Consider the following 24,568-nt stretch of genomic DNA (forward strand, 5'->3'; position numbering starts at 1 on the left):
TCGCCACGCGCCCCCGGCAGGTGCCACGACGCCGCCGCGCCGGCCGTGGCGTCGACGGGAGGGGGAGCGGCGATGGGGGAGCAAGGGTCCGGGCCGCTCAGCGGCATCCTCGTGGCCGACTTCTCCCGGATCCTCGCCGGACCGTACGCGACCATGCTCCTCGCCGACCTCGGCGCCGAGGTGGTCAAGGTCGAGGGGCCCGGCGGGGACGACACCCGGACCTGGCTGCCGCCCGTGCGGGAGGGCACCTCCACCTACTACCTCGGTGTCAACCGCAACAAGCGGTCCATCGCCCTCGACCTCGCCGACCCCGACGACCTGGCCGTCGCCCGGGAACTGGCCCGCCGCGCCGACGTCATGATCCAGAACTTCCGGCCCGGCGGACTGCGGCGCTTCGGCCTCGACTACGACAGCGTCGCCGCCGTCAACGAGCGGATCGTCTACGCCTCGATCAGCGGGTTCGGCGCCGGTGCCGGCGCCAACCTGCCCGGCTACGACCTCGTGGTCCAGGCCGCGTCCGGCCTGATGAGCCTCACCGGCGAGCCGGACGGCCCGCCCTACAAGGCCGGGGTCGCCGTGTTCGACGTGATCGCGGGCCTGCACGCTGCCGTCGGCATCCTCGCCGCCCTGCACCAACGCGACCGCTGCGGCACCGGCCAGCACGTCGAGGTGGACCTGCTCTCCTCCGCGCTGTCCGGCCTGGTCAACCAGACCAGCGGCCACGTCGCCGGCGGCGCGACGCCGTTCCGGATGGGCAACGGGCACCCGAGCCTGTTCCCGTACGAACCGCTGCCCACCGCCGACGGCGACCTCGTCGTCATCGCCGGCAACGACGGCCAGTTCCGCAAGCTGTGCCAGGTCCTCGGCCTGCCCGAACTGCCCGACGACCCCCGCTTCGGGCGCAACCAGGACCGCACGGTCAACCGGGAGGCACTGCGGCCCCTCCTGGTCGCGCGACTGGTCCTGCGCAGCCGCGACGAGTGGTTCCGGGACCTGCGCGCGGCGGGCGTGCCGTGCGCCCCGATCAACACGGTCGCCGGGGGCGTCGACCTGGCGCGGGAACTCGGGCTGGACCCGGTCGTCACCACCGGCGGCGTGCCCGGCATCCGCCACCCGATCGGCCTGAGCGCCACCCCGGCGCGCTACGACCTGCCGCCGCCGGGCCTCGACGAGCACGGCGACGAGATCCGGAACTGGCTGGCCGGCTGACGCCCGCCCGAGTGACCCACGCCTGCACGCCCGGCTGACGCCCGCCCGAGTGACCCACGCCTGCACGCCTGGCTGACGTCCGCCCGCCCGGCTGACGCCCGTCCCCGTCCGGCCGGTTGTCGGACCTCGCCCGGCTGCCGCGTCCCGTCCGCGTGCTCCGGCGGAGGGGGCGCCGGTGAGCGGCGTCACCGCCGCAACCCGGCCGCGTGAAGAGCGCGTCAAGAAACGCGCCGCCGCCGTCATGATCGCGTGATGACCCCTGTCCCTCGCGCGGGCACGGAGTTTCGATTGCCCGGCACGGCCGGAAGGCGGTCGTGACGAGCGGTTCCGGCAGAGGAGTCAGTGTGTCCGACGTGGTGTTCGTCCTGGTGACGGTGGGGCTGTTCGCCGCACTCGCCCTCGTGGTGAGGGGCGTGGAGAAGCTGTGAACGTCGTCGATGCCGTCGGCCTGGTGCTGGCGCTGGGACTGGGTGTGTTCATGGTGGTCGCGCTGCTGTTCCCCGAGCGCTTCTGATGTCCGCCACGACAGCCGGCGCCCTCTTCGTCCTGTCCCTGGTGGCGGCCCTGGTCGTCGTCCACCGCCCGTTCGGCGACCACCTGCACCGGGTGGTCGCCGGAACCCGGCACTCGCGCGTCGAGCGGGGGATCTACCGCCTGGTCGGGGTCGACCCGGCCGCCGGCCAGACCTGGGGCGTGTACGCCCGCGCCGTACTCGCCTTCTCCGCCGTGTCGATCCTGTTCCTGCACGCGTTCCAGCGCTGGCAGGACCACCTGTGGCTGTCGCTCGGCCTCGACCCGGTCGTCGCCCACGGCGCATGGAACACCGCCGTGTCGTTCGTGACCAACACGAACTGGCAGTGGTACTCGGGCGAGTCGACGATGGGCCACCTGGTGCAGATGGCCGGCCTGGCGGTGCAGAACTTCGTCTCCGCCGCCGTCGGCATCGCCGTGGCGGTGGCCCTGGTCCGCGGCTTCGCCCGCAGCCGCACCGGTGAGCTGGGCAACTTCTGGGTCGACCTGACCCGGATCACGCTGCGGGTCCTGCTGCCCGTCGCGGTCCTCGGCGCGCTGGTGCTGATGGCCGGCGGGGTGGTGCAGAACCTCTCCGGCGGCACCGAGGTCGCCACCCTGACCGGCGGCACCCAGACGGTCACCGGCGGGCCCGTGGCCAGCCAGGAAGTGATCAAGGAACTCGGCACCAACGGCGGCGGCTTCTACAACGCCAACAGCGCGCACCCCTTCGAGAACCCGAGCCCCTGGACGAACTGGATCGAGATCTTCCTGATCCTGCTGATCCCGTTCAGCCTGCCGCGCGTGTTCGGCCGGATGGTCGGCCAGACCCGGCAGGGCCACGCGATCGTCGCGGTCATGGCCGTCCTCGCGCTCGCGAGCGTCACGCTGACAAACGTCTTCGAGCTCGCGGCGGGCGGCACCGTCCCGCAGGCCGTCGGCGCCGCCATGGAGGGCAAGGAGGTGCGCTTCGACGTGTCGAACTCGGCCACCTTCGCCGCCGCGACGACGCTGACGTCGACCGGGGCGGTGAACTCGTTCCACGACTCGTACACCGCGCTGGGCGGCATGATGACGCTGGGCAACATGATGCTCGGCGAGGTCGCGCCGGGCGGCGTCGGCGCCGGCCTCTACGGGATGCTGGTGCTCGCCGTGATCACGGTGTTCGTGGCCGGGCTGATGGTCGGCCGCAGCCCCGAGTACGTGGGCAAGCGGATCGGCTCCCGCGAGATCCGCTTCGCCTCGCTGTACTTCCTGGTCACCCCCGCCCTCGTGCTGATCGGCACGGCCACCGCCTTCGCCACCGGCAACCACGCGACCGCGCTGAACGTCGGCCCGCACGCCCTCACCGAGGTGCTGTACGCGTTCACCTCCGCCAGCAACAACAACGGCTCGGCCTTCGCCGGCATCACCGTGAGCACGCCCTGGTGGAACACCGCGCTGGGCCTGTGCATGCTGCTCGGCCGGTTCCTGCCGATCATCTTCGTGCTCGCCCTGGCCGGGTCGCTGGCCCGCCAGCGACCCGTACCCGCCTCCGAGGGCACCCTGCCGACCCACCGGCCCCTGTTCGTCGCGATGGTCGCCGGCGTCACGGTGATCCTCGTGGCGCTGACCTTCCTGCCCGCGCTCGCCCTCGGCCCGCTGGCCGAAGGGCTGTGACCCCGATGAGGAAAGAGACCATGACCGTCGCCACGCGGGCACCCGAGGCCCGTGCCGACGCGGGCACCCCCGCCGTACGCGGTGGCCGGGGCGGCGGCCTGCTGGACGCGCGGCAGCTGCTGCGGTCGCTGCCCGACGCGCTGCGCAAGCTCGATCCCCGCACCCTGTGGCGCAACCCCGTGATGCTGATCGTCGAGATCGGCGCGGCCTGCACCACCGTGCTCGCGCTGGCCGACCCGTCGGCGTTCGCGTTCGCCGTCGCGGCCTGGCTGTGGCTGACCGTGCTCTTCGCCAACCTCGCCGAGGCCGTGGCCGAGGGTCGCGGCAAGGCACAGGCCGCCAGCCTGCGCCACGCCAGGAAGGACACCGTGGCCACCCGCCTGCGCGACTGGACGCCGGGCGCCGCGGCCGGCACCTACCGCGACGAGGCGGTGCCCGCGCCGGAACTCGCGCAGGGCGACGTCGTCCTGGTGGCGGCCGGGGAGCTGATCCCGGGCGACGGCGACGTGGTGGAGGGCATCGCCAGCGTCGACGAGTCGGCCATCACCGGCGAGTCCGCCCCGGTGATCAGGGAGTCCGGTGGCGACCGCAGCGCAGTCACCGGCGGCACCCGGGTGCTCTCCGACCGGATCGTCGTACGGATCACCCAGCGGCCGGGAGAGAGCTTCGTCGACCGGATGATCGCGCTGGTCGAGGGCGCCAACCGGCAGAAGACGCCGAACGAGATCGCGCTGAACGTCCTGCTCGCCGCGCTCACCGTCGTCTTCCTGCTGGTGGTGGCGACCCTCCAGCCGCTTGCCGTCTTCGCCAAGGGCCACCAGGCGGCGGCGCCCGACAACGGCGCGATCACCGACGCCGGCGTGACGGGCGTGGTGCTGGTGTCGCTGCTGGTCTGCCTCATCCCCACCACCATCGGCGCGCTGCTGTCGGCCATCGGCATCGCCGGCATGGACCGCCTGGTCCAGCGCAACGTCCTGGCCATGAGCGGCCGGGCCGTGGAGGCGGCCGGCGACGTCGACACCCTCCTGCTGGACAAGACCGGCACCATCACCCTCGGCAACCGGCAGGCCGCCGGGTTCCTGCCCGTCGACGGCGTCGACGCGAGTTTCGTCGCCGACGCGGCGCAGCTGGCCAGCCTCGCCGACGAGACCCCCGAGGGCCGCTCGGTGGTCGTCCTGGCCAAGCAGGAGTTCGGGCTGCGCGAGCGCGAGCCCGGTCTGCTCCCGCACGCCACGTTCGTGCCGTTCACCGCGCAGACCCGGATGAGCGGCGTCGACCTCGACCCCGACGGGAGCGCGCTCCGGCCGGCCCGGCGGATCCGCAAGGGCGCCGCCTCCGCCGTCACCGGGTGGGTCCGCGAGCACGGCGGCGAACCCGCCGGGCAGCTCGGGCGGATCGTCGACGAGATCAGCGGCGCGGGCGGCACCCCGCTGGTGGTCGCCGAGCACGTCGACGGCGAGCCGGCCCGGGCCCTGGGAGTGATCCACCTCAAGGACGTGGTCAAGGCCGGCATGCGGGAGCGCTTCGACGAGATGCGCCGGATGGGCATCCGCACCGTGATGGTCACCGGCGACAACCCGCGTACGGCTGCGGCGATCGCCGCCGAGGCGGGCGTCGACGACTTTCTCGCCGAGGCCACCCCCGAGGACAAGCTCGCCCTGATCCGGCGGGAGCAGCAGGGCGGCCGGCTGGTCGCGATGACCGGCGACGGCACCAACGACGCCCCCGCCCTCGCCCAGGCCGACGTCGGCGTCGCGATGAACACCGGCACGTCGGCCGCGAAGGAGGCCGGCAACATGGTCGACCTGGACTCCGACCCGACCAAGCTGATCGAGATCGTGGAGATCGGCAAGCAACTGCTGATCACCCGGGGCGCGCTGACCACCTTCTCGATCGCCAACGACGTGGCGAAGTACTTCGCGATCGTCCCCGCCATGTTCGCCGGCATCCACCCGGGCCTCGACGCGTTGAACGTCATGCGGCTGGCCAGCCCCGAGTCGGCCATCCTCGCCGCCGTCGTCTTCAACGCCGTGGTCATCGTCGCCCTGATCCCGCTGGCCCTGCGCGGTGTGCGCTACCGGCCGGCGTCGGCGTCGCGGCTGCTGCGCCGCAACCTGCTGGTCTACGGCCTCGGCGGCATCGTCGTGCCGTTCGTCGGCATCAAGCTCGTCGACCTGCTCCTGCAATTCCTCCCGGGGGTCTCCTGATGCGTCTGCCCACCTGGCTCTCCGCACACGTGGCCGCGCTGCGCGCGCTGCTGGTCTTCACGGTGCTGCTCGGCCTGGCCTACCCGCTCGCCCTGGTCGGCGCCGGTCGGCTGCCCGGCCTGCGCGACAGGACGGACGGGTCCCTGCTCGCCGCCGACGGCCGGCCGGTCGGCAGCGCCCTGATCGGCCAGGCGTTCACCGATGCCGACGGTGCGCCCGTGCCCCGGTACTTCCAGTCCCGGCCGTCGGCCGCCGGCGACGGCTACGACCCGACGGCCACCGCGGCGTCCAACCTCGGCCCGGAGAGCGTGGTCGACACGCTCGCCGTGGACCCGCGCGCGTCGAGCCGGAGCCTGCTCAGCCAGGTCTGCGCCCGCAGTCGCGCCGTCGGCGAACTCGACGGCGTCGACGGCCGGCGTCCCTACTGCACCCCCGACGGCGTGGGGGCGGTGCTGGCGGTGTTCCGCGCCGACGGGCTGACCGGCACCGTCACCCGGGTCGTCAGCGTCAACCAGAGCGCGCCGGCCACCCCGTTCCTCGCCACGCACGAGGGGGTGGCCGTGGAGCTGGCCCGGCCCGGCGAGGACCTCGTGGCCGCCGGCGGTCTGATCGTGCCGGTGCGGGGCGACGCGCCACAGAACCCCGCCGTGCCCGCCGACGCGGTCACCGCCAGCGGCAGCGGCCTCGACCCGCACATCAGTCCGGCGTACGCCGACATCCAGGTGGCGCGGGTGGCCCGTGAGCGGGGCGCGGACCCGGCGGCGGTCCGGCGCCTCGTCGCCGCGCACACCCGGGGCCGGGTGCTCGGGTTCATGGGCGCCCCCGCCGTCGACGTGCTCGCCCTCAACCTCGCCCTCGACGAGGCGCTGCCCGTCGCGTGAGGGCCGGCGTGGGGCGGGGCCGGGTGCCCCGCCCCACCCGTGGTCCGTGGTCCGACGACCGGCCGTGCCGGTGATCAGGGAGGATGGCTGCGTGCCCAGGGGAGAACTGCGCATCTACCTCGGGGCCGCGCCCGGCGTCGGCAAGACGTACGCGATGCTGGAGGAGGCCCGGCGGCGCGCCGAGCGCGGCACCGACGTGGTGGTCGGCCTGGTCGAGACCCACGGTCGCCCCCAGACCGCCGCGATGGTCGGCGACCTGGAGGTGTTGCCGCGTCGGGTGGTGACCTACCGCGGCGCCGCGTTCACCGAGATGGACCTCGACGCGGTGCTGGCCCGGCGGCCCGAGGTCGCCGTGGTCGACGAACTGGCCCACACCAACGTGCCCGGCTCGCGTCACGAGAAGCGCTGGCAGGACGTGCGGGAGCTGCTCGACGCCGGCATCACCGTCCTGTCGACCGTCAACGTCCAGCACCTCGAATCGGTCAACGACGTCGTCGCGCGCATCACCGGCACCACCCAGCGCGAGACGGTGCCCGACGCGGTGGTCCGTGCCGCCGAACAGGTCGAGCTGGTCGACATGACCCCGGAGGCGCTGCGCCGCCGGATGGCGCACGGCAACATCTACCGGCCGGACCGGATCGACGCGGCCCTGGGCAACTACTTCCGCATCGGCAACCTCACGGCCCTGCGCGAGCTGGCCCTGCTGTGGCTGGCCGACAAGGTCGACGAGCAGCTCGGCGCCTACCGCGCCCAGCAGGGCATCTCCGAGACCTGGGAGGCCCGCGAGCGGGTGGTGGTGGCGCTCACGGGCGGGCCGGAGGGCGCCACGCTCATCCGCCGCGCCGCGCGGGTCGCGGCCCGCAGCAAGGGCGCGGACCTGCTGGCCGTGCACGTCGCGCGCAGCGACGGGCTGGCCGGCGCCGATCCGGCGCAGCTCGCCCGGCAGCGCGTGCTGGTGGAGAGCCTCGGCGGCACGTACCACCAGGTGCTCGGCGCCGACATCCCGGCGGCGCTGCTCGACTTCGCCCGGGGCGTGAACGCCACCCAGCTGGTGCTCGGCGCGAGCCGGCGCGGCCGGTTCGCGCAGCTCTTCTCCCGTGGCGTGGGGGTGACCACCACGGCGCTGTCCGGGCCGATAGACGTGCACCTGGTCACCCACCCGGAGATGGGCCGGGGGCGGCGCGGCGCGGGCGTGCCGGCCGCGCTGTCGCGGCGGCGCCGGCTGCTCGGCTTCGGCCTCGCCGGGCTCGGCATGCCGCTGCTGACGGTCCTGCTGCGGGCCCTGCCGGACCTCAGCCTCACCAACGACATCCTGCTCTTCCTCACCGGCGTCGTCGGGGTCGCGCTCGTCGGCGGGCTGTGGCCGGCGCTGGTCGCCGCGCTGGGCGGTTCGCTGCTGCTCAACTGGTTCTTCACGCCCCCGTTCCGCACGCTGACCATCGCCGAGGCCGACAACCTGCTCGCCCTGGGCGTCTTCGTCGCCGTCGCCGTCGCCGTCAGCGGGGTCGTCGACGTCGCGGCGCGGCGCACCAGGGAGGCGGCGCGCGCCTCCGCCGACGCGCAGACGCTGGCCACGGTGGCCGGTGGCGTCCTGCGCGGCGAGCGGCCGCTGCCGGCGCTGCTGGACCGGCTGCGCGAGACGTTCGGGCTGCGCGCGGTCAGCGTCCTCGAACTCGTCGCCGACGCCGGGGGACGGCCCGGGCACGCCAGCGAGGACGGGGCGTGGCGGATCGTGGCCAGCGTCGGCGAGGATCCGGCGGGCAACCCGGGCGCGGGCGAGACGGCCGTGCCGGTGGACGACGGGCTCACCGTGGTGCTTTCCGGCCGGCGGCTGGAGGCGGCGGACCGGCGCGTCGTGGAGGCGTTCGCCGCGCAGGCAGCGGTCGCGCTGCGGCAGGAACGCCTCGCCGAGGAGGCGGCCAGCGCCCGGCCGCTCGCCGAGGCCGACCGGATGCGTACGGCGCTGCTCGCCGCGGTCAGCCACGACCTGCGTACGCCGCTGGCCTCGGCGAAGGCCGCGGTGAGCAGCCTGCGCAGCCACGACATCGAGTTCGACGCGGACGACCGGGACGAGCTGCTGGCCACCGCCGACGAGTCCCTGGACCGGCTCGGGCGGCTCGTGGCGAACCTGCTGGACATGAGCCGCCTGCAGGCCGGTGCCCTCGGCGTGACCCGCGTGCCGATCGGGCTGGAGGACGCGGTGCCGAGGGCCCTGGACGAGCTGGGTCCGCAGGCCGCCGACGTCGGCACCGACATCCCCGCCGACCTGCCCGCCGCCGTCGCCGACCCGGGGCTGCTGGAGCGGGTGCTGGTCAACATCGTCGCCAACGCCCTGCGGCACAGCCCGCCCGGGCGGCCCCCGGCCATCACCGCCAGCGCCCACGCCGGCCAGGTGGAGCTGCGCGTCATCGATGTCGGTCCCGGCATCCCGCAGGACCAGTGGGAGCACGTCTTCCTGCCGTTCCAACGCCTGGGCGACCGGGACAACGCCACCGGCGTCGGCCTCGGCCTGGCCCTCTCCCGCGGCCTCGCCGAGGCGATGGGTGGCAGCATCACTCCCGAGACCACCCCCGGGGGCGGCCTCACCATGGTGCTGCGGTTGCCCGCCGCCACCTCGAGCGCCGCAGAGGGGCAGCAGGAATGACCCGTATCCTGGTCGTCGACGACGAGCCGCAGATCGTCCGTGCCCTGCGGATCAACCTGCGGGTCCGGGGCTACGAGGTGCAGGCCGTCGCGACCGGCACGGCCGCGCTCAAGGCAGCCGCCAGCGACCCGCCCGACCTGGTGGTGCTCGACCTCGGCCTGCCCGACATCGACGGGGTGGAGGTCATCCGGGGCCTGCGGGGCTGGACGCACGTCCCGATCATCGTGCTCTCCGGCCGCGCCGGCAGCCAGGACAAGGTCGCGGCCCTGGACGCCGGCGCCGACGACTACGTCACCAAGCCCTTCGGCATCGACGAACTCCTCGCCCGGATCCGCGCCGTGACCCGGCGACTGCACGTCAGCGCCGACGCGACCACCGCCACGCTGCGCGTCGGCCGGCACACCGTCGACCTCGCCGCCCGTACGGTCACCCGGGACGACGGCGCCGACGTCCGGCTCACCCCCACCCAGTGGGGGGTGCTCGAACAGCTGCTGCGTCACCCGGGCAAGCTCGTCAGCCAGCGCCAGCTCCTGCACGACGTCTGGGGTCCCGAGTACCAGAACGAGACCAACTACCTGCGCCAGTACATGGCCCAGCTGCGCCGCAAGCTGGAGGACGACCCGGCCCGCCCGCGCCACCTCATCACCGAGCCCGGCATGGGCTACCGGTTCCGGCCCTGAACGCGACGGAGGCGCCGCGCGTTCCGGGGCGCCGACCGCCGGCCGCGGGGGTGCGGCCGGCGGTTGACGCGCGGGGTGCGCGGCGGCTCAGCGGCCCTGGAGGGCCCGCACGTTGTCGCCGAAGGTCCAGCCCTTCGACCCGTCCCAGTTCAGCGACCAGGTCATCAGGCCCTTCAGGCCACCCCGGTAGGTGTTCCACGCCTGGGCCACCGTCGCCGGGGCCATGTGGCCGCCCCCGGCGCCGGGCTGCGCCGGCAGCCCGGGGACCTGCTTGTCGTACGGGACCCGGATGGTGGTGCCCTGCACGACCAGCCCGGCGTTGAGGCAGTCGGTCTGGGCGGTGAAGCCCTGCACGGTCCCGGCCGGGTAGGAGTCCCCGGAGCAGCCGTACATGCTGCCGTTGTAGTACTGCATGTTCAGCCACCAGAGCCGGCCGTTGTCGGCGTACCGCTTGATGATCGGCAGGTATGCGCCCCAGATGGAGCCGTAGGTGACGCTGCCGCCGGTGACGTACGCGGTCTCCGGCGCCATGGTGAGGCCGAAGCCGGCGGGCATCCGCGCCAGCACCCCGTCGATGATGCGGATCAGGTTCGCCTGCGACGGGGAGAGCTGGGAGATGTTCCCGCTGCCGGTGAGCCCGGTCTCGATGTCGATGTCGATGCCGTCGAAGTTGTACCGCTGGAGGATCGGTACGACGGTCGCGACGAACCGGTCGGCGACGGCGGCCGAGCTGAGGTCGATTCCGGCGGTCGCGCCACCGATCGACAGGAGGATGGTCAGGCCGGCCGCCTTGGCGCGGCACATCTCGGCGGGAGTGGGCACCTTGACGGTGGCGTCCATGCCGTCCTCCCAGAGCACGGTGCCGTCGGCGCGGATGACGGGGAACGCCGCGTTGATCACGTTGTACCCGTGCGCGGGGATCCGGGCGTCGGTGATCGGGATCCAGCCCAGCGGCGGGTGGACGCCGTTGGCCGCGCCGTCCCAGTTCTCCCAGTAGCCCTGGAGCACCTTGCCGGCCGGCTTCGGCTTGCCGGCGCAGGTGCCCGGGCCGGGCGGGGTCGGCGTCGCGGTGGGCGTCGGCGTCGGGGTGGGGGAGGGCCCCGACGTGGCGGTCGGGGTGGGTGTGGGCGTGCCACCGCCGGCGCAGGCGCCGAGGTCCGTCCAGAGCGAGGGTGTCGCGGCGGGGTTCCAGCCGGCGCCCGGCGGGGGCGTGTGCGTCACGAGCGCCTGGTAGGAGCGCCCCGCATAGCTGACCCGGCTGCCGGCGGCGTACGTGGTCCCCTCGGCCCAGGCCGGCGCGGTGCAGGCCGCGGCGGCGACGTCGGGGGCGGTATTCGCGGCGGCGCGGCCGTGCACGGCGGGCATGGCCGCCAGGGTGGCGGTGAGCGCCGCGCCGGCCAGCAGCGCGGGCATCGTACGTCGAAGTCGCATGGCATTCCTCCTCGTCGATGGCGGGAGGCTATCAATTAACTTTGTTAAATGTAAACGGCGGGGCGGGGGTGGCGTGCCAGCGAGGCCGTAGCGGGGCGGCCGACGCCTGCCGGAGGAGGCCGGTAAAACTTTTCGCCAATATCGACGATGGCCGTGGAGCTAATCTCCGGAACGGGATACCCTCCGGTGGACACCTGCCGTCCATCGTGGAGGAGATCGAGCATGCGTAAGTTGATGTCGGCGGTCGGAGCCGGAGCGATGCTGACCGTGGGCCTGCTCGCCGGCGCGAGCCCGGCGCAGGCGGCGAGCTGCACGCTCGTGCAGTCCGAGATCTACAACGGGGCCAACATCATCGCCTGGTCGCAGGGCCTGCAGGGCTGCTCCGGCGACGTCTACTGGGAGATCCAGTCGGGCGACGCCGGCGGCTGGCAGGTCGCGCAGAGCGGCACCACGCACTACGCCAACGAGGTGCAGAGCTACTACGGCGACGTCGAGCTGCCGTGTTACCTGCGGGTCTACGCGAAGTTCGGCAGCCAGGAGAAGCTGACCCAGCCCGCGCGCAACAACAACTGCGCCGGCTGACGACCGGGTCGGACGGGGCGGGATGCGCGCCCCGTCCGACCCGGACTCCCGCAGGGGTTACGCGGCGGGATACCGCGTGACGTAGACGGGCTCGCCGACCCGCGTCGTGTCGGCCGCCGCGCCCACGCCGTTGACCACGTGGTCGATCGTGCCGGCGCTCAGGTTCACGGTCATGACGTGGTGCAGCCTGACGCCCGGGGCGGCGGGGACCTCGAAGCCGTTCTCCGTGCGGATCGACGGGTTGTTCTGGTTGAACACGTAGACCCCGCCGCCGTGCAGCGTGTGGTGCCGCACCCGGTCGCCGACCTTGTAGCCGGCCCAACCCCTGGTCTTGCCGTTCATCCAGTCGGCCTGCGTCGGCGGGTCGTACGGCAGCTCGTTCTGGTAGAGGACCGTCGTGCCGTGCTCACCGTTCCAGACCGTGTTGTACCGCTGGAAGTGCTCGACGAACAGGCCGGTGGCCGTCACGTGGTCGCCGTTGATGACGGCGCCGTAGCGACCGGTGTTGGTCCGCCAGCGGTCGGTGTCGCCGTTGACGCCCTCGGTGAAGCCCTCGACGCCGTGGTCCCCGCGCCACACCCAGGTGTGGTCGATCAGGACGTGGTCGGCGTTGACCTCCAGCGCGGTGTGCGTCCTGCCGATGTGCGGCCCGCCGACGCGGAAGTACACGTCGGAGAGCGTGATCGGGTTGCGCGGGGTACTGGCGTTGCGGCCGTGCTCGCGCCCCACCCGCAGCAGCACCGGCGACTCGGTCGGGCCGGCGTCGATGGTCACCCCGGCGACGACGACGCCGGGCACGCCGGCGACGTCCAGCGGTACGGCGCCGTTCACGGCGGTGAGCGTGGCGTGACCGATGCCGAGCACCACGGTGTCGGGCCGTCGGACCTCGATGCTGCGGGCGATGTCGTACACGCCGGGGGTGAGCAGCAGGTGCTTGCCGCGGGCGAGCTGGGCGTTGATGACGTACACCGGATCGGACGGCTTGGCGATGAAGAAGTCCCGGATGCCGATGGTGCGCCCCGGCGTCATGCCGTCGCCCCAGGAGATGCCCCGGCTGTCACGCCGGACGGCGGGGACGCGGACCTGGTAGCGGCCCCGGTCGTCGACGAACAGGTACGGCTTCTCCCTGCTCAGGGGCGTGGTGTCCAGCGTGGTGTACGGCGGGTCGGGAAAGTCGGCGTCGTCGGGGGCGCCCACGGTGCCCGCGAAGACCTGGTTCCACACCGCGTTGGACCAGCTCTCGACCTCGCTGTTGCGGGTGAGCCACTGCTGCTGGGAGCCGTTGGTGGTGGCGGGCAGCCGGGAGTCGGCGATGAAGCCGCCGCTGGCGTACTGCGGGCCGGCGGTGCAGTAGTCCATCAGGGACAGGCCGCCGCCGCTGATGTCGAGACGGCGCATGGACACCGCCTGGGAGACCGCCCAGAAGTTCGCCGAGGAGCGGCAGCCGTCCTGGCCGGTGGCGTTGACGGACAGCGACAGGTTGGACAGGGTGCGCCAGAAGTTGACCAGGGCGATGCAGTTGCCGGTCCCGCCGCCTTCGAGGCAGCGGTTGTAGGTCTCGATCTTGCCGTTGACGGTGACGTCGGTGGGGGAGGCGCCCAGGCCGGAGACCTCGGTGTAGTAGCCGACCTTCACGTGCAGGGGCTGCGTGTCCGTACCGTAGCTGCCGGGCTTGAAGAGGTACGCGTGCCGCGCGGTGCCCATCTCGGCGTCGACCTGCCGGGCGTGCGCCCCGTCGAGGGTCGCCTGGATCTCGGCGACCGGTGTGTCGGGGTCGAAGATCGTCACGTTGGGCCCGAAGTCCGGGGCGCCGTGCCGGGCCGGTCCGGCGGCGGCGGCCGTGCCGGTGGTGCTGGCGACGGCCGTCAGCACCAGGCCGAGGGCGAGCGTCCGGCGGAGCCGCCGTCGCGGGTCGGGGGACTGCATTCTCATCGTTCGTCCTCTCCGCCGGCCGGGGCGGGTGCCGGGCTCGGCGACGTGGTGGGGGAGGTGTTCCGGCGCGGCCCGGGTGGGCGCGCCGGTGGCCGGACCGCGGTCGTCGTCGACCTGCCTCGTGGGGGCGGCGGCGGGGGACGACGCCTTTGTGAGAGCGCTCTCTCGCCATCGCGACTTCTATCACGCCGTGAAAGAAGGGTTGGCATGTTTCTACCCTGTCGATCCGCCCCGGCGCTACTGCTGCGCCGCCGCGATCAGGGCGGGTTCTCGTGGAGCGACCGCGCCGGGCCGCGCACCGCACGACGCCGGTGGCGTGCCCCTCGCGGCTCGATCGATGTCGGTGTCGGCCGTCGATGGTAGGAATGTGCCTTCCGGTACGGGGGACGGCGGGGGTGCTCGCGGGCCTCGACTTCGCCGACCATCACCGTGGCAAGGAGCTGATGGGCCTGGTCGCGGTGCAGCGGTTCACCGGCCACGGCATCACCGCCGAGGACCTTGCCCGGATCGAGTCCGCCGACGTCGCCTTCCGGATCCTGCCGGACCCACCCACGCTGTAGCCGCGCCGGCCGCAGCCCGGTGTGTCGTGTCAGGGGTGTCGTCGGCCGCGGTCGCGCTGCTGCGTGTGGTGTGGGCCGGTCACCCGTCGACGACCAGCCGGACCGTCACCGTGTCTCCCACCGCCAGCCCCTCGGCCCTTCGCACGGCCGCCTTCACCGGCACGATGTAGCGCCCGTCCTTGGGAAACAGCGACGTGCTCCAGCCGGTCTTCCCGATCCGGGCCGCGACCGGGATCATGCCCCAGCCGTAGCTCACGCCCGCGGATCGCGCGGCCAACTCCTGGCAGCCGTCCTCGGGGACGGTGACGAAGTGCCACGGCGCAGGGCCCCGCCAGAACCACAGCTCACCACCGAACTCCAGGTCCATCGGCTCAGCATAGGAGCGGGCACCGACTTCCTCGGGACGGGCGGAGTGCCGCCGGCCGGTCCTGCGCCGGCCCGGCGGCGCTCGCGTCGTCAGCGCCGATGGGGCAGCATGCACCCGTGCTCCTGATCGTCGCCTCGGACCCGCTACGACCGCGCCACCCTGACGCCCACTTCGCACCGGAGGCACGCGCCGCCCGGGAGGCCGGCGTCGAGGTCGCTGTCGTCGACCACGACGCGTTGACCCGTGGTGACGACGTGTCGCGGGCGGTGTCGCGGGTGACGGCCGAGGGCGTTGCGGTCTACCGCGGTTGGATGCTGCGCGGCGAGCAGTACGCCGCCTTCGCGGACGCGTTGGCCCGACGGGGCGTCAGCCTGCGTACGAGCGCCGAACAGTACCGGCGCGCCCACGAGCTGCCGGGCTGGTACCCGGACCTGATCGAGCTGACGCCACGCTCGGCGTGGACGGTCGGCACCGAGCGTGCCGAATTCGACCGGGCGAGGCGCGCGCTCGGCGGCGGGGCGGCGGTGCTGCGCGACTACACCAAGTCGATGAAGCACCACTGGCACGAGGCGGCGTTCATCCCGGATCTCGACGACGGCGATGCCGCCTGGCGGGTCGCCAGCCGCTTCCTCGACCTGCGCGGCGACGACCTCGTCGGCGGCCTGGTGCTGCGCCGGTTCGAGCGGTTCACCACCGCCGAGGTCCGCACGTGGTGGGTCGACGGCGTCTGCGTCCTCGTCGGCGCCCATCCCGACAGTCCGCACGACGCGCCGCCGGAGGCGTTCGACGCGGGCCCGGTGAGCGGTTCGGTGGCGGCGCTGGGGCTGCCGTTCGTGACCGTGGACCTGGCCCTGCGCGCCGACGGCGTCTGGCGGATCGTCGAACTCGGTGACGGGCAGGTCAGCGACCGGCCGTCCACCATCGACCCGGCCGCTCTGGTCGACGTCCTGCGTCGCGGATCCTGACCTCCGAAACTTCCGGTGCTCCGGTAGGCGCCGGTCCGGCTCGCGGGCAGGGTGTGAGCCTGTCCGAGGCGGCGATGCAGCGTGCACCCGTCGGAAGAATCCGATAACCGGGCGTTGAGGTTCCGGAGATGTTCCGATACGGTCCGATGGAAGGGCTTCGATCAACTCACGGTGTCGAGGATGCTGACGGCGGCGTGGTCTCCGGGCGACCACTCCACCGGCCCCACACCGTGGCGGGCGGTTGCCGAGGCGGCCTTCTCATCCATTCGGCTCATCGAAAGGCTCTGCCATGGACAACATGCTCGCCCGTGCCAGCGGGCGCCCGGTGACCCGCCGGCGGCCACGCGTCGCGCTGGCGTCGGTCGTGGTCGGTCTCGCCGTCGCCGCCACGACGGTCGCGGTGGCGTCCGGCGCCAGCGCCGGCACGACCCTGGGGGCGTCCGCCGCCGAGAAGGGGCGCTACTTCGGCGCCGCGGTCGCCGCCAACAAGCTCTCCGACGCCACGTACGTCGGGATCCTCAACCGGGAGTTCACCTCGGTCACCCCGGAGAACGAGATGAAGTGGGACGCCACCGAGCCGTCCCAGGGCCAGTTCACCTTCGCCAACGCCGACCGGATCGTCAACCACGCCCGCGCCAACGGGATGCAGGTGCGCGGCCACGCCCTGGCCTGGCACTCCCAGCAGCCGGGGTGGGCGCAGAACCTCAACGGCAGCGCGCTGCGCCAGGCGATGGTCAACCACGTCACCCAGGTGGCGACCTACTACCGTGGCAAGATCCACTCCTGGGACGTGGTGAACGAGGCGTTCGCCGACGGCGGCAGCGGGGCCCGCCGCGACTCGAACCTGCAACGCACCGGTAACGACTGGATCGAGGTGGCGTTCCGCGCCGCGCGCGCCGCCGACCCGACCGCGAAGCTGTGCTACAACGACTACAACACCGACGGGCAGAACGCCAAGAGCAACGCGGTGTACGCCATGGTGCAGGACTTCAAGGCCCGGGGCGTGCCGATCGACTGCGTCGGCTTCCAGTCGCACTTCAACAGCGCCTCCCCGGTGCCCGCCGACTACCAGGCCAACCTGCAGCGCTTCGCCAACCTCGGCGTGGACGTGCAGATCACCGAGTTGGACATCGAGGGCTCGGGCCAGGCGCAGGCCGACAACTACGGCCGGGTGGTGCGTGCCTGCCTCGCCGTGACCCGCTGCACCGGCATCACCGTGTGGGGCATCCGGGACACGGACTCCTGGCGGGCCAGCGGCACCCCGCTGCTCTTCGACGGCAGCGGCAACAAGAAGCCCGCGTACACCGCCACCCTCGACGCCCTCAACGGCGGCACCACTCCGCCGCCCACCACGGCGCCCCCGACCACCGCGCCGCCCACCACCCCGCCGCCGTCCGGCGACTGCGCCGCGACGGTGTCGCTGAACTCGTGGAACGGCGGCTTCGTCGCCACGGTACGCGTCACCGCAGGCGCCGCGGCGATCAACGGCTGGGCGGTCGCCCTCACCCTGCCGGGCGGCGCGACGATCACCAACACGTGGAGCGCGCGCGCCACCGGGACCAGCGGCGCCGTGACGTTCCGCAACGTCGACTACAACGCCCGACTCGCCGCCGGAGCCACCACCGAGTTCGGCTTCCAGGGCACCGGGACCGGCCCGACCGGCACGCCCACCTGCACCGCGAGCTGACCCGTCCGACGGCCCGGCGCGGGGAACCACCCGCGCCGGGCCGCCGACGCCGTACGCACCTTCCGCCCGCCCGGGCTCTGCGGTGTCCGCCCTGGATGGTCGTCGGGACTGCCGGAGCCCCAGCCGACCGTGGTGCCGGTCCTCCGGCACTTGCCCTCAAGTCCACTTCAACTTCTACCGTCGACACGGCAGGTTCGATCGAGCGGATCAGGGCGTGGTTGGTATGAGCGTGAAGCGGACGGTACTGGTGACCGGGGGGACCGGGCGAGTGGGCGGGCAGGTCGTCGCCCGGCTCGTCGAGGCCGAGGGCGTGCGGGTGCGCGTGTTGTCCCGCGATCCGGCGAGGGCATCGGCGGCCCTGGGGCCGCAGGTGGAGGTGGTCGGCGGTGATCTCACCGTGCCCGACGGCCTGAGCGCCGCGCTGGACGGTGTGGATGCGCTGTTCCTCGTCTTCCCGTCGGTCACGGCCGACCATGCGGCAGGTCGGTTGGTGGCGACGCTGGCCGAGCGGGTCGGGCGCATCGTCTATCTGTCCACTCACGGCGTGCCGGACGACCCCGACGGTGCCGCTGGGCCGGACGGGACCATCCTGGGCTCCCACGCCCATCTGGAGGGCCTGCTCGCAGGATCGGCCGCCGAGTACGCCTTCCTGCGCTCCAGCGGCTTCGCCGCGAACACCCTGGCGTGGGCGCCGCAGATCCAGCAGTCGGACGTACTGCGGTGGTTCGTTCCCCAGGCCAGACGGGCCCTGGTGCACGAGGCGGACCTCGGGGCGGTGGCGGCGCGGCTGCTGACGGACGATCGGCACCAGCGCGCGGCCCACCACCTGACCGGCCCCGAGCAACTGACGCAGGTCGATCAGCTCGCGGCGATCGGTGCCGCGCTCGGCCGGACACTGCGTTACGAGGAGATGGACTCCGCACAGGCCGCCGCCGAGCTCTTCCCCACGATGCCGGCGGGCGTAGCCGCCGCGATCATCGCCGGCCACGCGGCGATGATCACGCACCCCGAGCCGGTCACCGACACCGTCCGGCATCTGCTGGGCCGGCCCGCACTGACGTTCGCGCAGTGGGCTCGCGACCACGTCGAGGACTTCACCGGCCGGCGGTAGGGGCCGCCCGGCCGCTCGCGGGTCATGTCGAAGACGGGCGCCCGGCTCCGTCCTCGAGGGTGACGGGGCTGTTCCGCCGTGCGGGCGGAGCGGCGGAACCAACGATCGGTAGGAGCCGGGATGCGGAAAGTGATCGCGAACGAGTGGATGACGCTGGACGGGGTGGTGCAGGCTCCCAGCTATCCCGACGAGGATCTGACCGGTGGCTTCCAGCACGGCGGCTGGCATGCCCACTACTTCGACGACCTGTCGATGGGCTGGGTGATCGAGAACGTACGCGGCGCGGGCGGCTACCTGTTGGGACGGGGCACGTACGAGATCTTCGCGGCCCACTGGCCGAACGCGCCGGAGGAGCAGCAGGTGCTCGCCGGGCCCCTGAACGCGCTACCGAAGTACGTCGCCTCGACGACTCTCGACGAGCCGCTCGGCTGGTCGAACTCGACACTGCTGCCAGACGACATCGAGGCGGCCGTGCGCGCGCTGAAGGCCGAGACGGGGAAGGACCTGCATCTGATCGGCAGTCCCGGTCTCTTCCAGACCCTGCTGGACCTCGGCCTGGTCGACGAACTCCGGGTGATGATCGATCCGCTGGTGGTGGGCGGCGGCGGCAAGCGCCTGTTCGGCGCCGACGGCGCACACCGTCCGCTGCGGCTGGCCGACAGCCAGGTGACCAGCACGGGCGCGATCATCGCGACCTACGTCGCCACGAACCCGAGTCGACCGGGTGGCGGCAGGTCGCCGAACTCGCCCAGTGCGAGTGGACGGCGATAGTGCTGGCTGTGCCGTTGTGTATCCGAGGTGGACGAGTCACTGATCGTCGCCACGTCGCCGTTCTCCTGCCGGTCGCTCGACACCAGGCGGCTCCCCACCGGCTTGGGCTCCTCTCAGCCGGCGCCGAAGCAGACGAACGCGGCGGCGGTGGCATGGGCGCCACCACCACCGGCGGTGTCGAACGCGCGCTGGGCCTCGGCGAGCGCCACCGCCGGCGGAGCACCGGCACGCATCCGCCGGTGCAGGTCCAGCATCAGCGCGGTGGTCAGGTCGGCCGGGACCGGCAACACGGTGGCGATCAGGCTGCGGGTGCCCAGGGCCAGCAGCACGGCGGTGAAGCCCATCACCTCGTCGCCCGGCCGGACGCCGGAGAGGCCGGAGTCGCACGCGGAGAGCACCACGCAGCCCGGTGGGCGGGTCAGCCGCTCCAACTCGTACGCGGTCAACGGCCCGTCGGCCAGTTCGAGGGTGGAGAAGAGCGGGTTGTCGGCGCGGAAGGCGCCGTGCGCGGCGATGTGCGCCAGCCCGGCCCCGTTCAGCGCGTCGGTGACCGCGTCGGCGGTGGCGGCGCAGCCGGTGAGGGGGCGGGAGCCGGGCAGGGCCGCGCCGAGCTGACGTACCTCGGTCTCGGCGGCGGGCAGCCGGGGCCCGGCCACCAGCACCGGCGGGCCGGCCGGGACGATCCGCCCGACGGCGCGCAACCAGACCGTCGCCGAGGGCGCCACCGTCACCGGCCGGCCGGCGCAGGTCGGCAGGCCCGACCAGGGCACGGCGTGCAACGCGGCGATCGGGACGATCACCAGTGGCCGGTCGCGCAGCAGCCGGCGTACCGGGTCGAAGAGCTGCTGGTCCAGCGCGGTGGTGGCGAACTCGACCCCGGCCCGGGCACTGGCCGAGTCGCCGGTGGTGACCAGCCGGCGCAGGCCGAACCGGTGCAGGCGGGCCCGGCCCAGCGCCTCGTCGAGCGGGCCGAGGTCGTGCAGGCTGGTCCGACCGTCGCGGACCAGTACCGCCCGCAGCCGTGGCCCGTGCGCCACCAGCTCAAGCAGCACGGCGTCACCGAGCGCGGCGGCGAGGGCGCCAACCGTGGGCGGTGCCACCAGGTCGCCGCCGTCCGCGCCCCGGGCCCCGCCGTCCGCCCCCCGGGCCAGTTCGCGGATGCGCTGTTCGAGTCGGCCCTGGCTGCGCCGCAGCGCGTACCCGGGGTGCCCGGCGAGCAGCGCGTCCTCCAGGGCGGTGCTGACCATCCGCAGCTCGGCCAGGGCGGCGGCCAGCTCGGGGTCCTGCGGCGGCTGCACCGCGCGCATCCGCAGGGCGTTGGCCCGCCAGCGTTCCGCCCAGGCCAACACCTGGGCGGGCGTGCCGGTGCGCACGGCGATGTCCAGTCCCTCGGCGGCGAGTTCGTGCCCGTACGCCCCGCTGTGCGCGCGCAGCTCGGTGGCGCCCAGGGAGGCCCGGTGGCCGTCGAGCACCCCCAGCCCCCGGCGCAGGGCCCGGGCGGCCCCGCGCAGGTCACCGTCGAGCCGGCGCCGCAGCGCGAGTGCGTACCAGCCCTGGGCCCGGTGGGGCGCGGTGCCCCGGCGGTGCGCGCGGGCCGCCACCGCCAGCAGTTCGGCCGCCCGGGCGGGCCGGCCCATCGCCTCGGCCAGCCGGGCGGCCTCGATCCGGGTGGTCAGCGCCGGCGAGGGCCAGCCGGTGGCGTCGAGCTGCCCGGCGGTGCGCACCATGGCGGTGAGCAGGGCCGTCGCCCGGGTGCCCCGGGCGAACTCGGCGCGCAGTTCGACGTGCCGGGCGAAGGCGGCCCAGATGCGGCGTCCCTGGCGGCGGAAGCGGGCCCGGGCCGAGGCGGCGGCGGTCGCGGCGGTGTCCAGGTCACCGGCGAGCAGCGCCGCCCGGGCCCGCGCCAGCAGCGCCTCGGCGAGATCCGAGGCCATGCCGCGCCGCCGCAGCTCCGTCACGGCGGACGTGGCGACCTCGACCGCCTCGTCGACCAGCGGTACGGAGAGCAGCAGTTCGAAGCGGTCCAACAGCAGCGCCGGCCGGGGCACCGACAACCGGCGGTACTCGTCGCCGACGGTGGCGAAGCTGCGCAGCGCGCCCGCGACGTCGCCGCGCTGGCCGGCGGCGATGCCGATGTTCCAGCGGGTGTCGGCGGCGGCCAGGTCGAGCCCGAGCCGGCTGAAGATGGCCGCGGAGCGGAACAGGTCGTCGTCGGTGTCCCGGCTGGTGCCCCGGTGGGCGTTGAGCAGCCCACGGTTGTTGCGCGCCCGTGCCTCCAGTAGCAGGTCGCCCTCGCGCTGGGCGATCTCCACCGCGATGCCGTAGTCCCGGACCGCCTCGTCGAACCGTCCCCGGTAGTGCAGCACGACGCCCCGCTGCATCCGGGCCCGGCCGGCGTCGGCACCGGTCAGTCGGGGCAGTGCCAGGGTCACCGCGCGGAGCGCCGCGCCGGTGCGCCCGGCGTTGGCCAGGACGTACCCGAGGCTCATCCGGGCCAGTGCCCGTGCCCGGGGCGAGTCGGTGACCCGCACCGCCCGGCGCAGGTGCCGCAGGGCGCCCGGCAGGTCGTTGAGTTCCCGCAGGGCCAGCCCGATGGCGCGTTCGGCGGTGGACCGCTCGTCGGCGTCGGGCTGCCCGGCGGCGAGGACCTGCCGGGCGATCGCGATCGCCTCGCGGGGGTAGCGCTGGACGGCGTCGAGTGCGGCCTGGGCCTGGACGGCACCGGGATCGGTGCTGTCGGCCATGCCAAGAAGAATCCCGCAGTCGCGCTCCCCGGTCAATCGCCTCGAGGCGGATCGGATATCAGTCGCCTGACCGACGATCAATTGACACCCGACTATCCTTTGAAATAATCGTCCGGTGCCTCGGAGAGCGCTTCCGTAGCTGCCCGGCCCGCCGCCGACCACGCATCTTCGACCGCCTGGAGGACCGGTGCCGTCTGACGACTCCTTCGCGTCGCGCCCGCCCGCCGGGCTGTCCCGCCGGCAGGTCATGGCCTGGTCCACCCTTGCCGCCGCGGCGGCGCCGCTCGGTCTCGTCGGGCGCGGCGCCCCGGCCGCCGCCGGCGAGTCGCCCGACGAGACCTACCAGCGGGTCTTCCTGGAGGCCCTGGCCGCCGACCCCGACCTGCGCCGCCACGCCGTCACGGGCCGGGAGTTCCTCTACCGGCCCCGGCAACTGCTCGTGGCCCACCCCGACGTGCAGCGGGTCGTGGGTCGGCTGCGCAGCTACGGCCACCCGGTCACCGAGGGCGTCGGCTTCGGCGGGGTGGCCCGACTCCTCTTCGCCACCGAGACCGACATCCCGTCGGTGGTGACCAGGCTCCGCGACCCGAAGCAGTGGCCCGGGCAGCCGGCGCCCCTGCTCCAGCCGCACCACGCCCTGCTCGGCTTCGGCAACATCATGGGCAACCCGGGCGGTCCGCCGCGGGTCGCCGCTGCCCTGCCCGCACCGGATCCGGCGCGTGCGGGTGAGGGGGCGGGGGTGACGGTGGGGATCTGCGACACCGGCATCTGGCGGCTGGCCGGTTCCCGCCATCCACAGTGGTTGGCCGGCAGCTACCTTCCCGAGGTCGACGACGAGGACGCCCTCTACGTCGGCGCTGACGTGCTCGCACTCCAGGGCGGCCACGGCACCTTCGTCGCCGGAGTGGTCCGGCAGGCGGCGCCGGGCGTACGTCTCGATCCCGAGGCCGCGCTGAACGCGACCGGCGTCGGCGACGAGGAGATGCTGGTCGCCGCCCTCGGTCGGCTCGGCCCGCAGGTGTCGGTCGTCAACCTCTCGTTGGGCTACTTCACCCAGGACGATCAGCCTCCGCTGCCGCTGGTCAACGCCCTGGCCGGGCTGCCCGGCAGAGCGGTGGTGGCGTCGGCGGGCAACGCCGGCACCAGCCGGCGGGCCTGGCCGGCCGCCCTGGACAGGGTCCTGGCGGTGGGCGCGGTGAGTGCCGGCGCCACCGGCCCGGTCCCGGCGCCGTACAGCAGCTACGGGTCGTGGGTGGACGCCTGTGCCCTGGGGGACCGGACCAGCACCTACGTCAGGGGTCGACTGCAACTGCCGGGCCAGCCGATCCGGTACTTCGACGGCTTCGCGGCCTGGACCGGCACCTCGTTCGCCACCGGCCACGTCGCCGGCCGGCTGGCCGCGCTGATGACCAGCGCCGGGCTCGGCGCGGAGGCGGCCCGAGCCGTGCTGGTCGCCGGTCCCCGCTGGCATCCCGACTACGGCGTGCTCGTCGCGTGAGGTCGTCGGCAGCGGCGCGCCGGGCGTCGTACCGGTGAGCGAGCGCAGCACCGTCGGGCTGGTCGCCGCCGCCTCCTGCGGTGACGAGCGGGCGTGGGGCGAGTTGGTGCGCCGCTACACCCCGCTGGTGCTCTCGGTGATCCGGTCCCACGGGCTCGACCAGGTCGACGCGGCGGACGTGAACCAGACCGTCTGGCTTCGTGCGGTGGAGCACCTGGGACGGCTGCGGGAGTCGAACGCCCTGCCCGCCTGGCTGGTCACCACCACCCGACGCGAGTGTTACCGGCTGCTTCGCCTCGGCCGGCGGACCCAGCCGTTCGACCCGTACGACGACTCGGTCGACCGGCACGTCGGCGCCCATCTGCTGGTGGACCCGGTCACCCCGGACGAGGACCTGTTGCGCGCCGAGCGGCAGCAGGCGCTGCGGGAGGCGTTCGCGCAGTTGCCGCCGCGCTGCCAGGACCTGCTGGCCCTGCTGCTGGCCGATCCGCCGGTCAGCTACCGCGAGATCGGCGCGCGGTTGGGCATGCCGGTGGGTAGCGTCGGTCCGAGTCAGGCCCGGTGCCTGCACAAGCTGCGGAACTGTCCGGCACTCGCCCCTTTCCTCAGGGCGCGCCCGGGTGACGAGGGGAGCGGAGGTGACCGGGATGGAGCCGTGGCCGCCAGCCGCTGACGACGCCCTGCTGGCCGAGTTGAGGGCCGCCCTGCGGGACTCCGGCCCGGTGCCGGAGGAGTTCCTGGCCGCAGCGCACGCCGCGTTCAGCTGGCGGACCGTCGACGCCGAGTTGGCCCTCGCCGAGCTGACCTTCGACTCGGTCTGCGACCCGGAACCGGCCGGTCCCACCCGCTCCGCCGGCTCGGCCCGCACGCTGACGTTCCGCACCGGTGCGGTGGTGGTCGAGATCGAGCTGACCCCGACCGGCATCGTCGGGCAGCTCTCACCGGCCCGGGGCGGGCGGGTGGCGGCCCGGACCGCCGTCGGCCCGTACGAGGAGGTGCCGGTGGACGCGGTCGGCTACTTCTCGATGGGGGTGCCGCCCGCCGGCCCGGTCCAGTTCTGCGCCCGCACCGCCGGGTACGTGGTGGCGACCGCCTGGGTCACCCTGCGCTGAGCGGACACCGGGCGGGAC

20 protein-coding genes are annotated in these 24,568 nt (G+C 73.7%); 16 read left to right on the plus strand and 4 right to left on the minus strand.

What is annotated here, in order from left to right:
• Positions 1-72 precede the first annotated feature (72 nt).
• The 7 genes from ACLQ20_RS09755 (at position 73) to ACLQ20_RS09785 (ending at position 9,790) form a co-directional block, all read left to right on the plus strand.
• Entirely contained in the window at positions 73-1,209 is a 1,137-nt protein-coding gene (locus ACLQ20_RS09755) for a CaiB/BaiF CoA transferase family protein (RefSeq protein ID WP_151452732.1), read from the plus strand.
• Between the two features lie 424 nt (positions 1,210-1,633).
• Positions 1,634-1,723 (plus strand): K(+)-transporting ATPase subunit F, encoded by a 90-nt coding sequence (gene kdpF / locus ACLQ20_RS09760; RefSeq protein ID WP_151452733.1) that lies wholly within the window; start codon positions 1,634-1,636, stop codon positions 1,721-1,723.
• A complete protein-coding gene (gene kdpA, locus ACLQ20_RS09765) occupies positions 1,723-3,378 on the plus strand; it encodes a potassium-transporting ATPase subunit KdpA (protein WP_425855084.1) in 1,656 nt (551 codons plus the stop codon). The genes kdpF and kdpA overlap by 1 nt, the downstream gene beginning before the upstream one ends.
• Before the next feature lie 20 nt (positions 3,379-3,398).
• Positions 3,399-5,585 (plus strand): potassium-transporting ATPase subunit KdpB, encoded by a 2,187-nt coding sequence (kdpB, locus tag ACLQ20_RS09770; RefSeq protein WP_425855085.1) that lies wholly within the window; start codon positions 3,399-3,401, stop codon positions 5,583-5,585.
• On the plus strand, positions 5,585-6,466 hold the full coding sequence (locus tag ACLQ20_RS09775; RefSeq protein WP_425855086.1) for a potassium-transporting ATPase subunit C: 882 nt from the start codon (positions 5,585-5,587) through the stop codon (positions 6,464-6,466). Before kdpB ends, ACLQ20_RS09775 begins: the two co-directional genes overlap by 1 nt.
• Positions 6,467-6,557: 91 nt before the next feature.
• Positions 6,558-9,110 (plus strand): DUF4118 domain-containing protein, encoded by a 2,553-nt coding sequence (locus ACLQ20_RS09780; RefSeq protein ID WP_425855087.1) that lies wholly within the window; start codon positions 6,558-6,560, stop codon positions 9,108-9,110.
• A complete protein-coding gene (locus ACLQ20_RS09785) occupies positions 9,107-9,790 on the plus strand; it encodes a response regulator (protein ID WP_151452738.1) in 684 nt (227 codons plus the stop codon). Before ACLQ20_RS09780 ends, ACLQ20_RS09785 begins: the two co-directional genes overlap by 4 nt.
• 87 nt (positions 9,791-9,877) lie before the next feature.
• Here ACLQ20_RS09785 and ACLQ20_RS09790 read toward each other — a convergent pair whose 3' ends face one another.
• A complete protein-coding gene (locus ACLQ20_RS09790; protein WP_425855088.1) occupies positions 9,878-11,221 on the minus strand; it encodes a carbohydrate-binding protein in 1,344 nt (447 codons plus the stop codon).
• Between the two features lie 222 nt (positions 11,222-11,443).
• Here ACLQ20_RS09790 and ACLQ20_RS09795 point away from each other — a divergent pair, with 222 nt between their 5' ends.
• Positions 11,444-11,803, plus strand: coding sequence for a hypothetical protein (locus tag ACLQ20_RS09795; protein ID WP_327028173.1), 360 nt, complete (start codon positions 11,444-11,446; stop codon positions 11,801-11,803).
• A 57-nt stretch (positions 11,804-11,860) separates the two neighbouring features.
• Here ACLQ20_RS09795 and ACLQ20_RS09800 read toward each other — a convergent pair whose 3' ends face one another.
• Positions 11,861-13,729: an adenylyl cyclase gene (locus ACLQ20_RS09800; RefSeq protein ID WP_425855366.1), complete on the minus strand. Its 1,869-nt coding sequence runs from the start codon at positions 13,727-13,729 to the stop codon at positions 11,861-11,863.
• 401 nt (positions 13,730-14,130) lie between these two features.
• Between ACLQ20_RS09800 and ACLQ20_RS09805 the strand changes: the two genes are divergently transcribed.
• On the plus strand, positions 14,131-14,295 hold the full coding sequence (locus ACLQ20_RS09805) for a hypothetical protein (RefSeq protein WP_425855089.1): 165 nt from the start codon (positions 14,131-14,133) through the stop codon (positions 14,293-14,295).
• Between the two features lie 79 nt (positions 14,296-14,374).
• On the opposite strand, the gene ACLQ20_RS09810 is transcribed toward ACLQ20_RS09805, so the two are convergent.
• On the minus strand, positions 14,375-14,662 hold the full coding sequence (locus ACLQ20_RS09810; protein ID WP_151457058.1) for a DUF1905 domain-containing protein: 288 nt from the start codon (positions 14,660-14,662) through the stop codon (positions 14,375-14,377).
• Positions 14,663-14,778: 116 nt separating this feature from the next.
• On the opposite strand from ACLQ20_RS09810, the gene ACLQ20_RS09815 reads away from it, so the two are divergent.
• The 4 genes from ACLQ20_RS09815 to ACLQ20_RS09830 all read left to right on the plus strand — a co-directional run bounded on the left by ACLQ20_RS09815 (position 14,779) and on the right by ACLQ20_RS09830 (position 19,196).
• Complete coding sequence (locus ACLQ20_RS09815; protein WP_192581562.1) at positions 14,779-15,627, plus strand: ATP-grasp domain-containing protein; 849 nt, start codon at positions 14,779-14,781, stop codon at positions 15,625-15,627.
• Positions 15,628-15,916: 289 nt separating this feature from the next.
• The gene (locus tag ACLQ20_RS09820) at positions 15,917-17,314 is read left to right on the plus strand and encodes an endo-1,4-beta-xylanase (RefSeq protein ID WP_425855090.1); all 1,398 of its coding nucleotides are present in this window, start codon (positions 15,917-15,919) and stop codon (positions 17,312-17,314) included.
• 82 nt (positions 17,315-17,396) lie between these two features.
• The gene (locus tag ACLQ20_RS09825) at positions 17,397-18,425 is read left to right on the plus strand and encodes an SDR family oxidoreductase (RefSeq protein WP_327028177.1); all 1,029 of its coding nucleotides are present in this window, start codon (positions 17,397-17,399) and stop codon (positions 18,423-18,425) included.
• 120 nt (positions 18,426-18,545) lie between these two features.
• Positions 18,546-19,196, plus strand: coding sequence for a dihydrofolate reductase family protein (locus tag ACLQ20_RS09830; protein WP_151457690.1), 651 nt, complete (start codon positions 18,546-18,548; stop codon positions 19,194-19,196).
• Between the two features lie 113 nt (positions 19,197-19,309).
• Here ACLQ20_RS09830 and ACLQ20_RS09835 read toward each other — a convergent pair whose 3' ends face one another.
• Positions 19,310-21,940: a CHAT domain-containing protein gene (locus tag ACLQ20_RS09835; RefSeq protein WP_425855091.1), complete on the minus strand. Its 2,631-nt coding sequence runs from the start codon at positions 21,938-21,940 to the stop codon at positions 19,310-19,312.
• A gap of 187 nt (positions 21,941-22,127) precedes the next feature.
• Here ACLQ20_RS09835 and ACLQ20_RS09840 point away from each other — a divergent pair, with 187 nt between their 5' ends.
• Genes ACLQ20_RS09840 through ACLQ20_RS09850 form a run of 3 tightly spaced genes read left to right on the plus strand, consistent with a single transcriptional unit; the run spans position 22,128 to position 24,550 of the window.
• Positions 22,128-23,438, plus strand: coding sequence for a S8 family peptidase (locus tag ACLQ20_RS09840; RefSeq protein ID WP_425855092.1), 1,311 nt, complete (start codon positions 22,128-22,130; stop codon positions 23,436-23,438).
• A 34-nt stretch (positions 23,439-23,472) separates the two neighbouring features.
• Positions 23,473-24,111, plus strand: a complete 639-nt coding sequence (locus ACLQ20_RS09845) for an RNA polymerase sigma factor (protein WP_425855093.1) — start codon at positions 23,473-23,475, stop codon at positions 24,109-24,111.
• Positions 24,086-24,550: a hypothetical protein gene (locus ACLQ20_RS09850; protein WP_425855368.1), complete on the plus strand. Its 465-nt coding sequence runs from the start codon at positions 24,086-24,088 to the stop codon at positions 24,548-24,550. Before ACLQ20_RS09845 ends, ACLQ20_RS09850 begins: the two co-directional genes overlap by 26 nt.
• Positions 24,551-24,568 lie beyond the last annotated feature (18 nt).

The organism is Micromonospora sp. DT46, from assembly GCF_049841735.1.
Lineage (GTDB): Bacteria > Actinomycetota > Actinomycetes > Mycobacteriales > Micromonosporaceae > Micromonospora > Micromonospora reichwaldensis.

What these genes read in the sequence shown, in the direction of transcription:
- ACLQ20_RS09755 (WP_151452732.1), top strand. Translation starts at nt 73, where the DNA reads ATGGGGGAGCAAGGGTCCGGGCCGCTCAGCGGCATCCTCGTGGCCGAC.
- kdpA (WP_425855084.1), top strand. Translation starts at nt 1,723, where the DNA reads ATGTCCGCCACGACAGCCGGCGCCCTCTTCGTCCTGTCCCTGGTGGCG.
- kdpB (WP_425855085.1), top strand. Translation starts at nt 3,399, where the DNA reads ATGACCGTCGCCACGCGGGCACCCGAGGCCCGTGCCGACGCGGGCACC.
- ACLQ20_RS09775 (WP_425855086.1), top strand. Translation starts at nt 5,585, where the DNA reads ATGCGTCTGCCCACCTGGCTCTCCGCACACGTGGCCGCGCTGCGCGCG.
- ACLQ20_RS09785 (WP_151452738.1), top strand. Translation starts at nt 9,107, where the DNA reads ATGACCCGTATCCTGGTCGTCGACGACGAGCCGCAGATCGTCCGTGCC.
- ACLQ20_RS09790 (WP_425855088.1), bottom strand. Translation starts at nt 11,221, where the DNA reads ATGCGACTTCGACGTACGATGCCCGCGCTGCTGGCCGGCGCGGCGCTC.
- ACLQ20_RS09795 (WP_327028173.1), top strand. Translation starts at nt 11,444, where the DNA reads ATGCGTAAGTTGATGTCGGCGGTCGGAGCCGGAGCGATGCTGACCGTG.
- ACLQ20_RS09800 (WP_425855366.1), bottom strand. Translation starts at nt 13,729, where the DNA reads ATGCAGTCCCCCGACCCGCGACGGCGGCTCCGCCGGACGCTCGCCCTC.
- ACLQ20_RS09810 (WP_151457058.1), bottom strand. Translation starts at nt 14,662, where the DNA reads ATGGACCTGGAGTTCGGTGGTGAGCTGTGGTTCTGGCGGGGCCCTGCG.
- ACLQ20_RS09820 (WP_425855090.1), top strand. Translation starts at nt 15,917, where the DNA reads ATGGACAACATGCTCGCCCGTGCCAGCGGGCGCCCGGTGACCCGCCGG.
- ACLQ20_RS09830 (WP_151457690.1), top strand. Translation starts at nt 18,546, where the DNA reads ATGCGGAAAGTGATCGCGAACGAGTGGATGACGCTGGACGGGGTGGTG.
- ACLQ20_RS09835 (WP_425855091.1), bottom strand. Translation starts at nt 21,940, where the DNA reads ATGGCCGACAGCACCGATCCCGGTGCCGTCCAGGCCCAGGCCGCACTC.
- ACLQ20_RS09850 (WP_425855368.1), top strand. Translation starts at nt 24,086, where the DNA reads ATGGAGCCGTGGCCGCCAGCCGCTGACGACGCCCTGCTGGCCGAGTTG.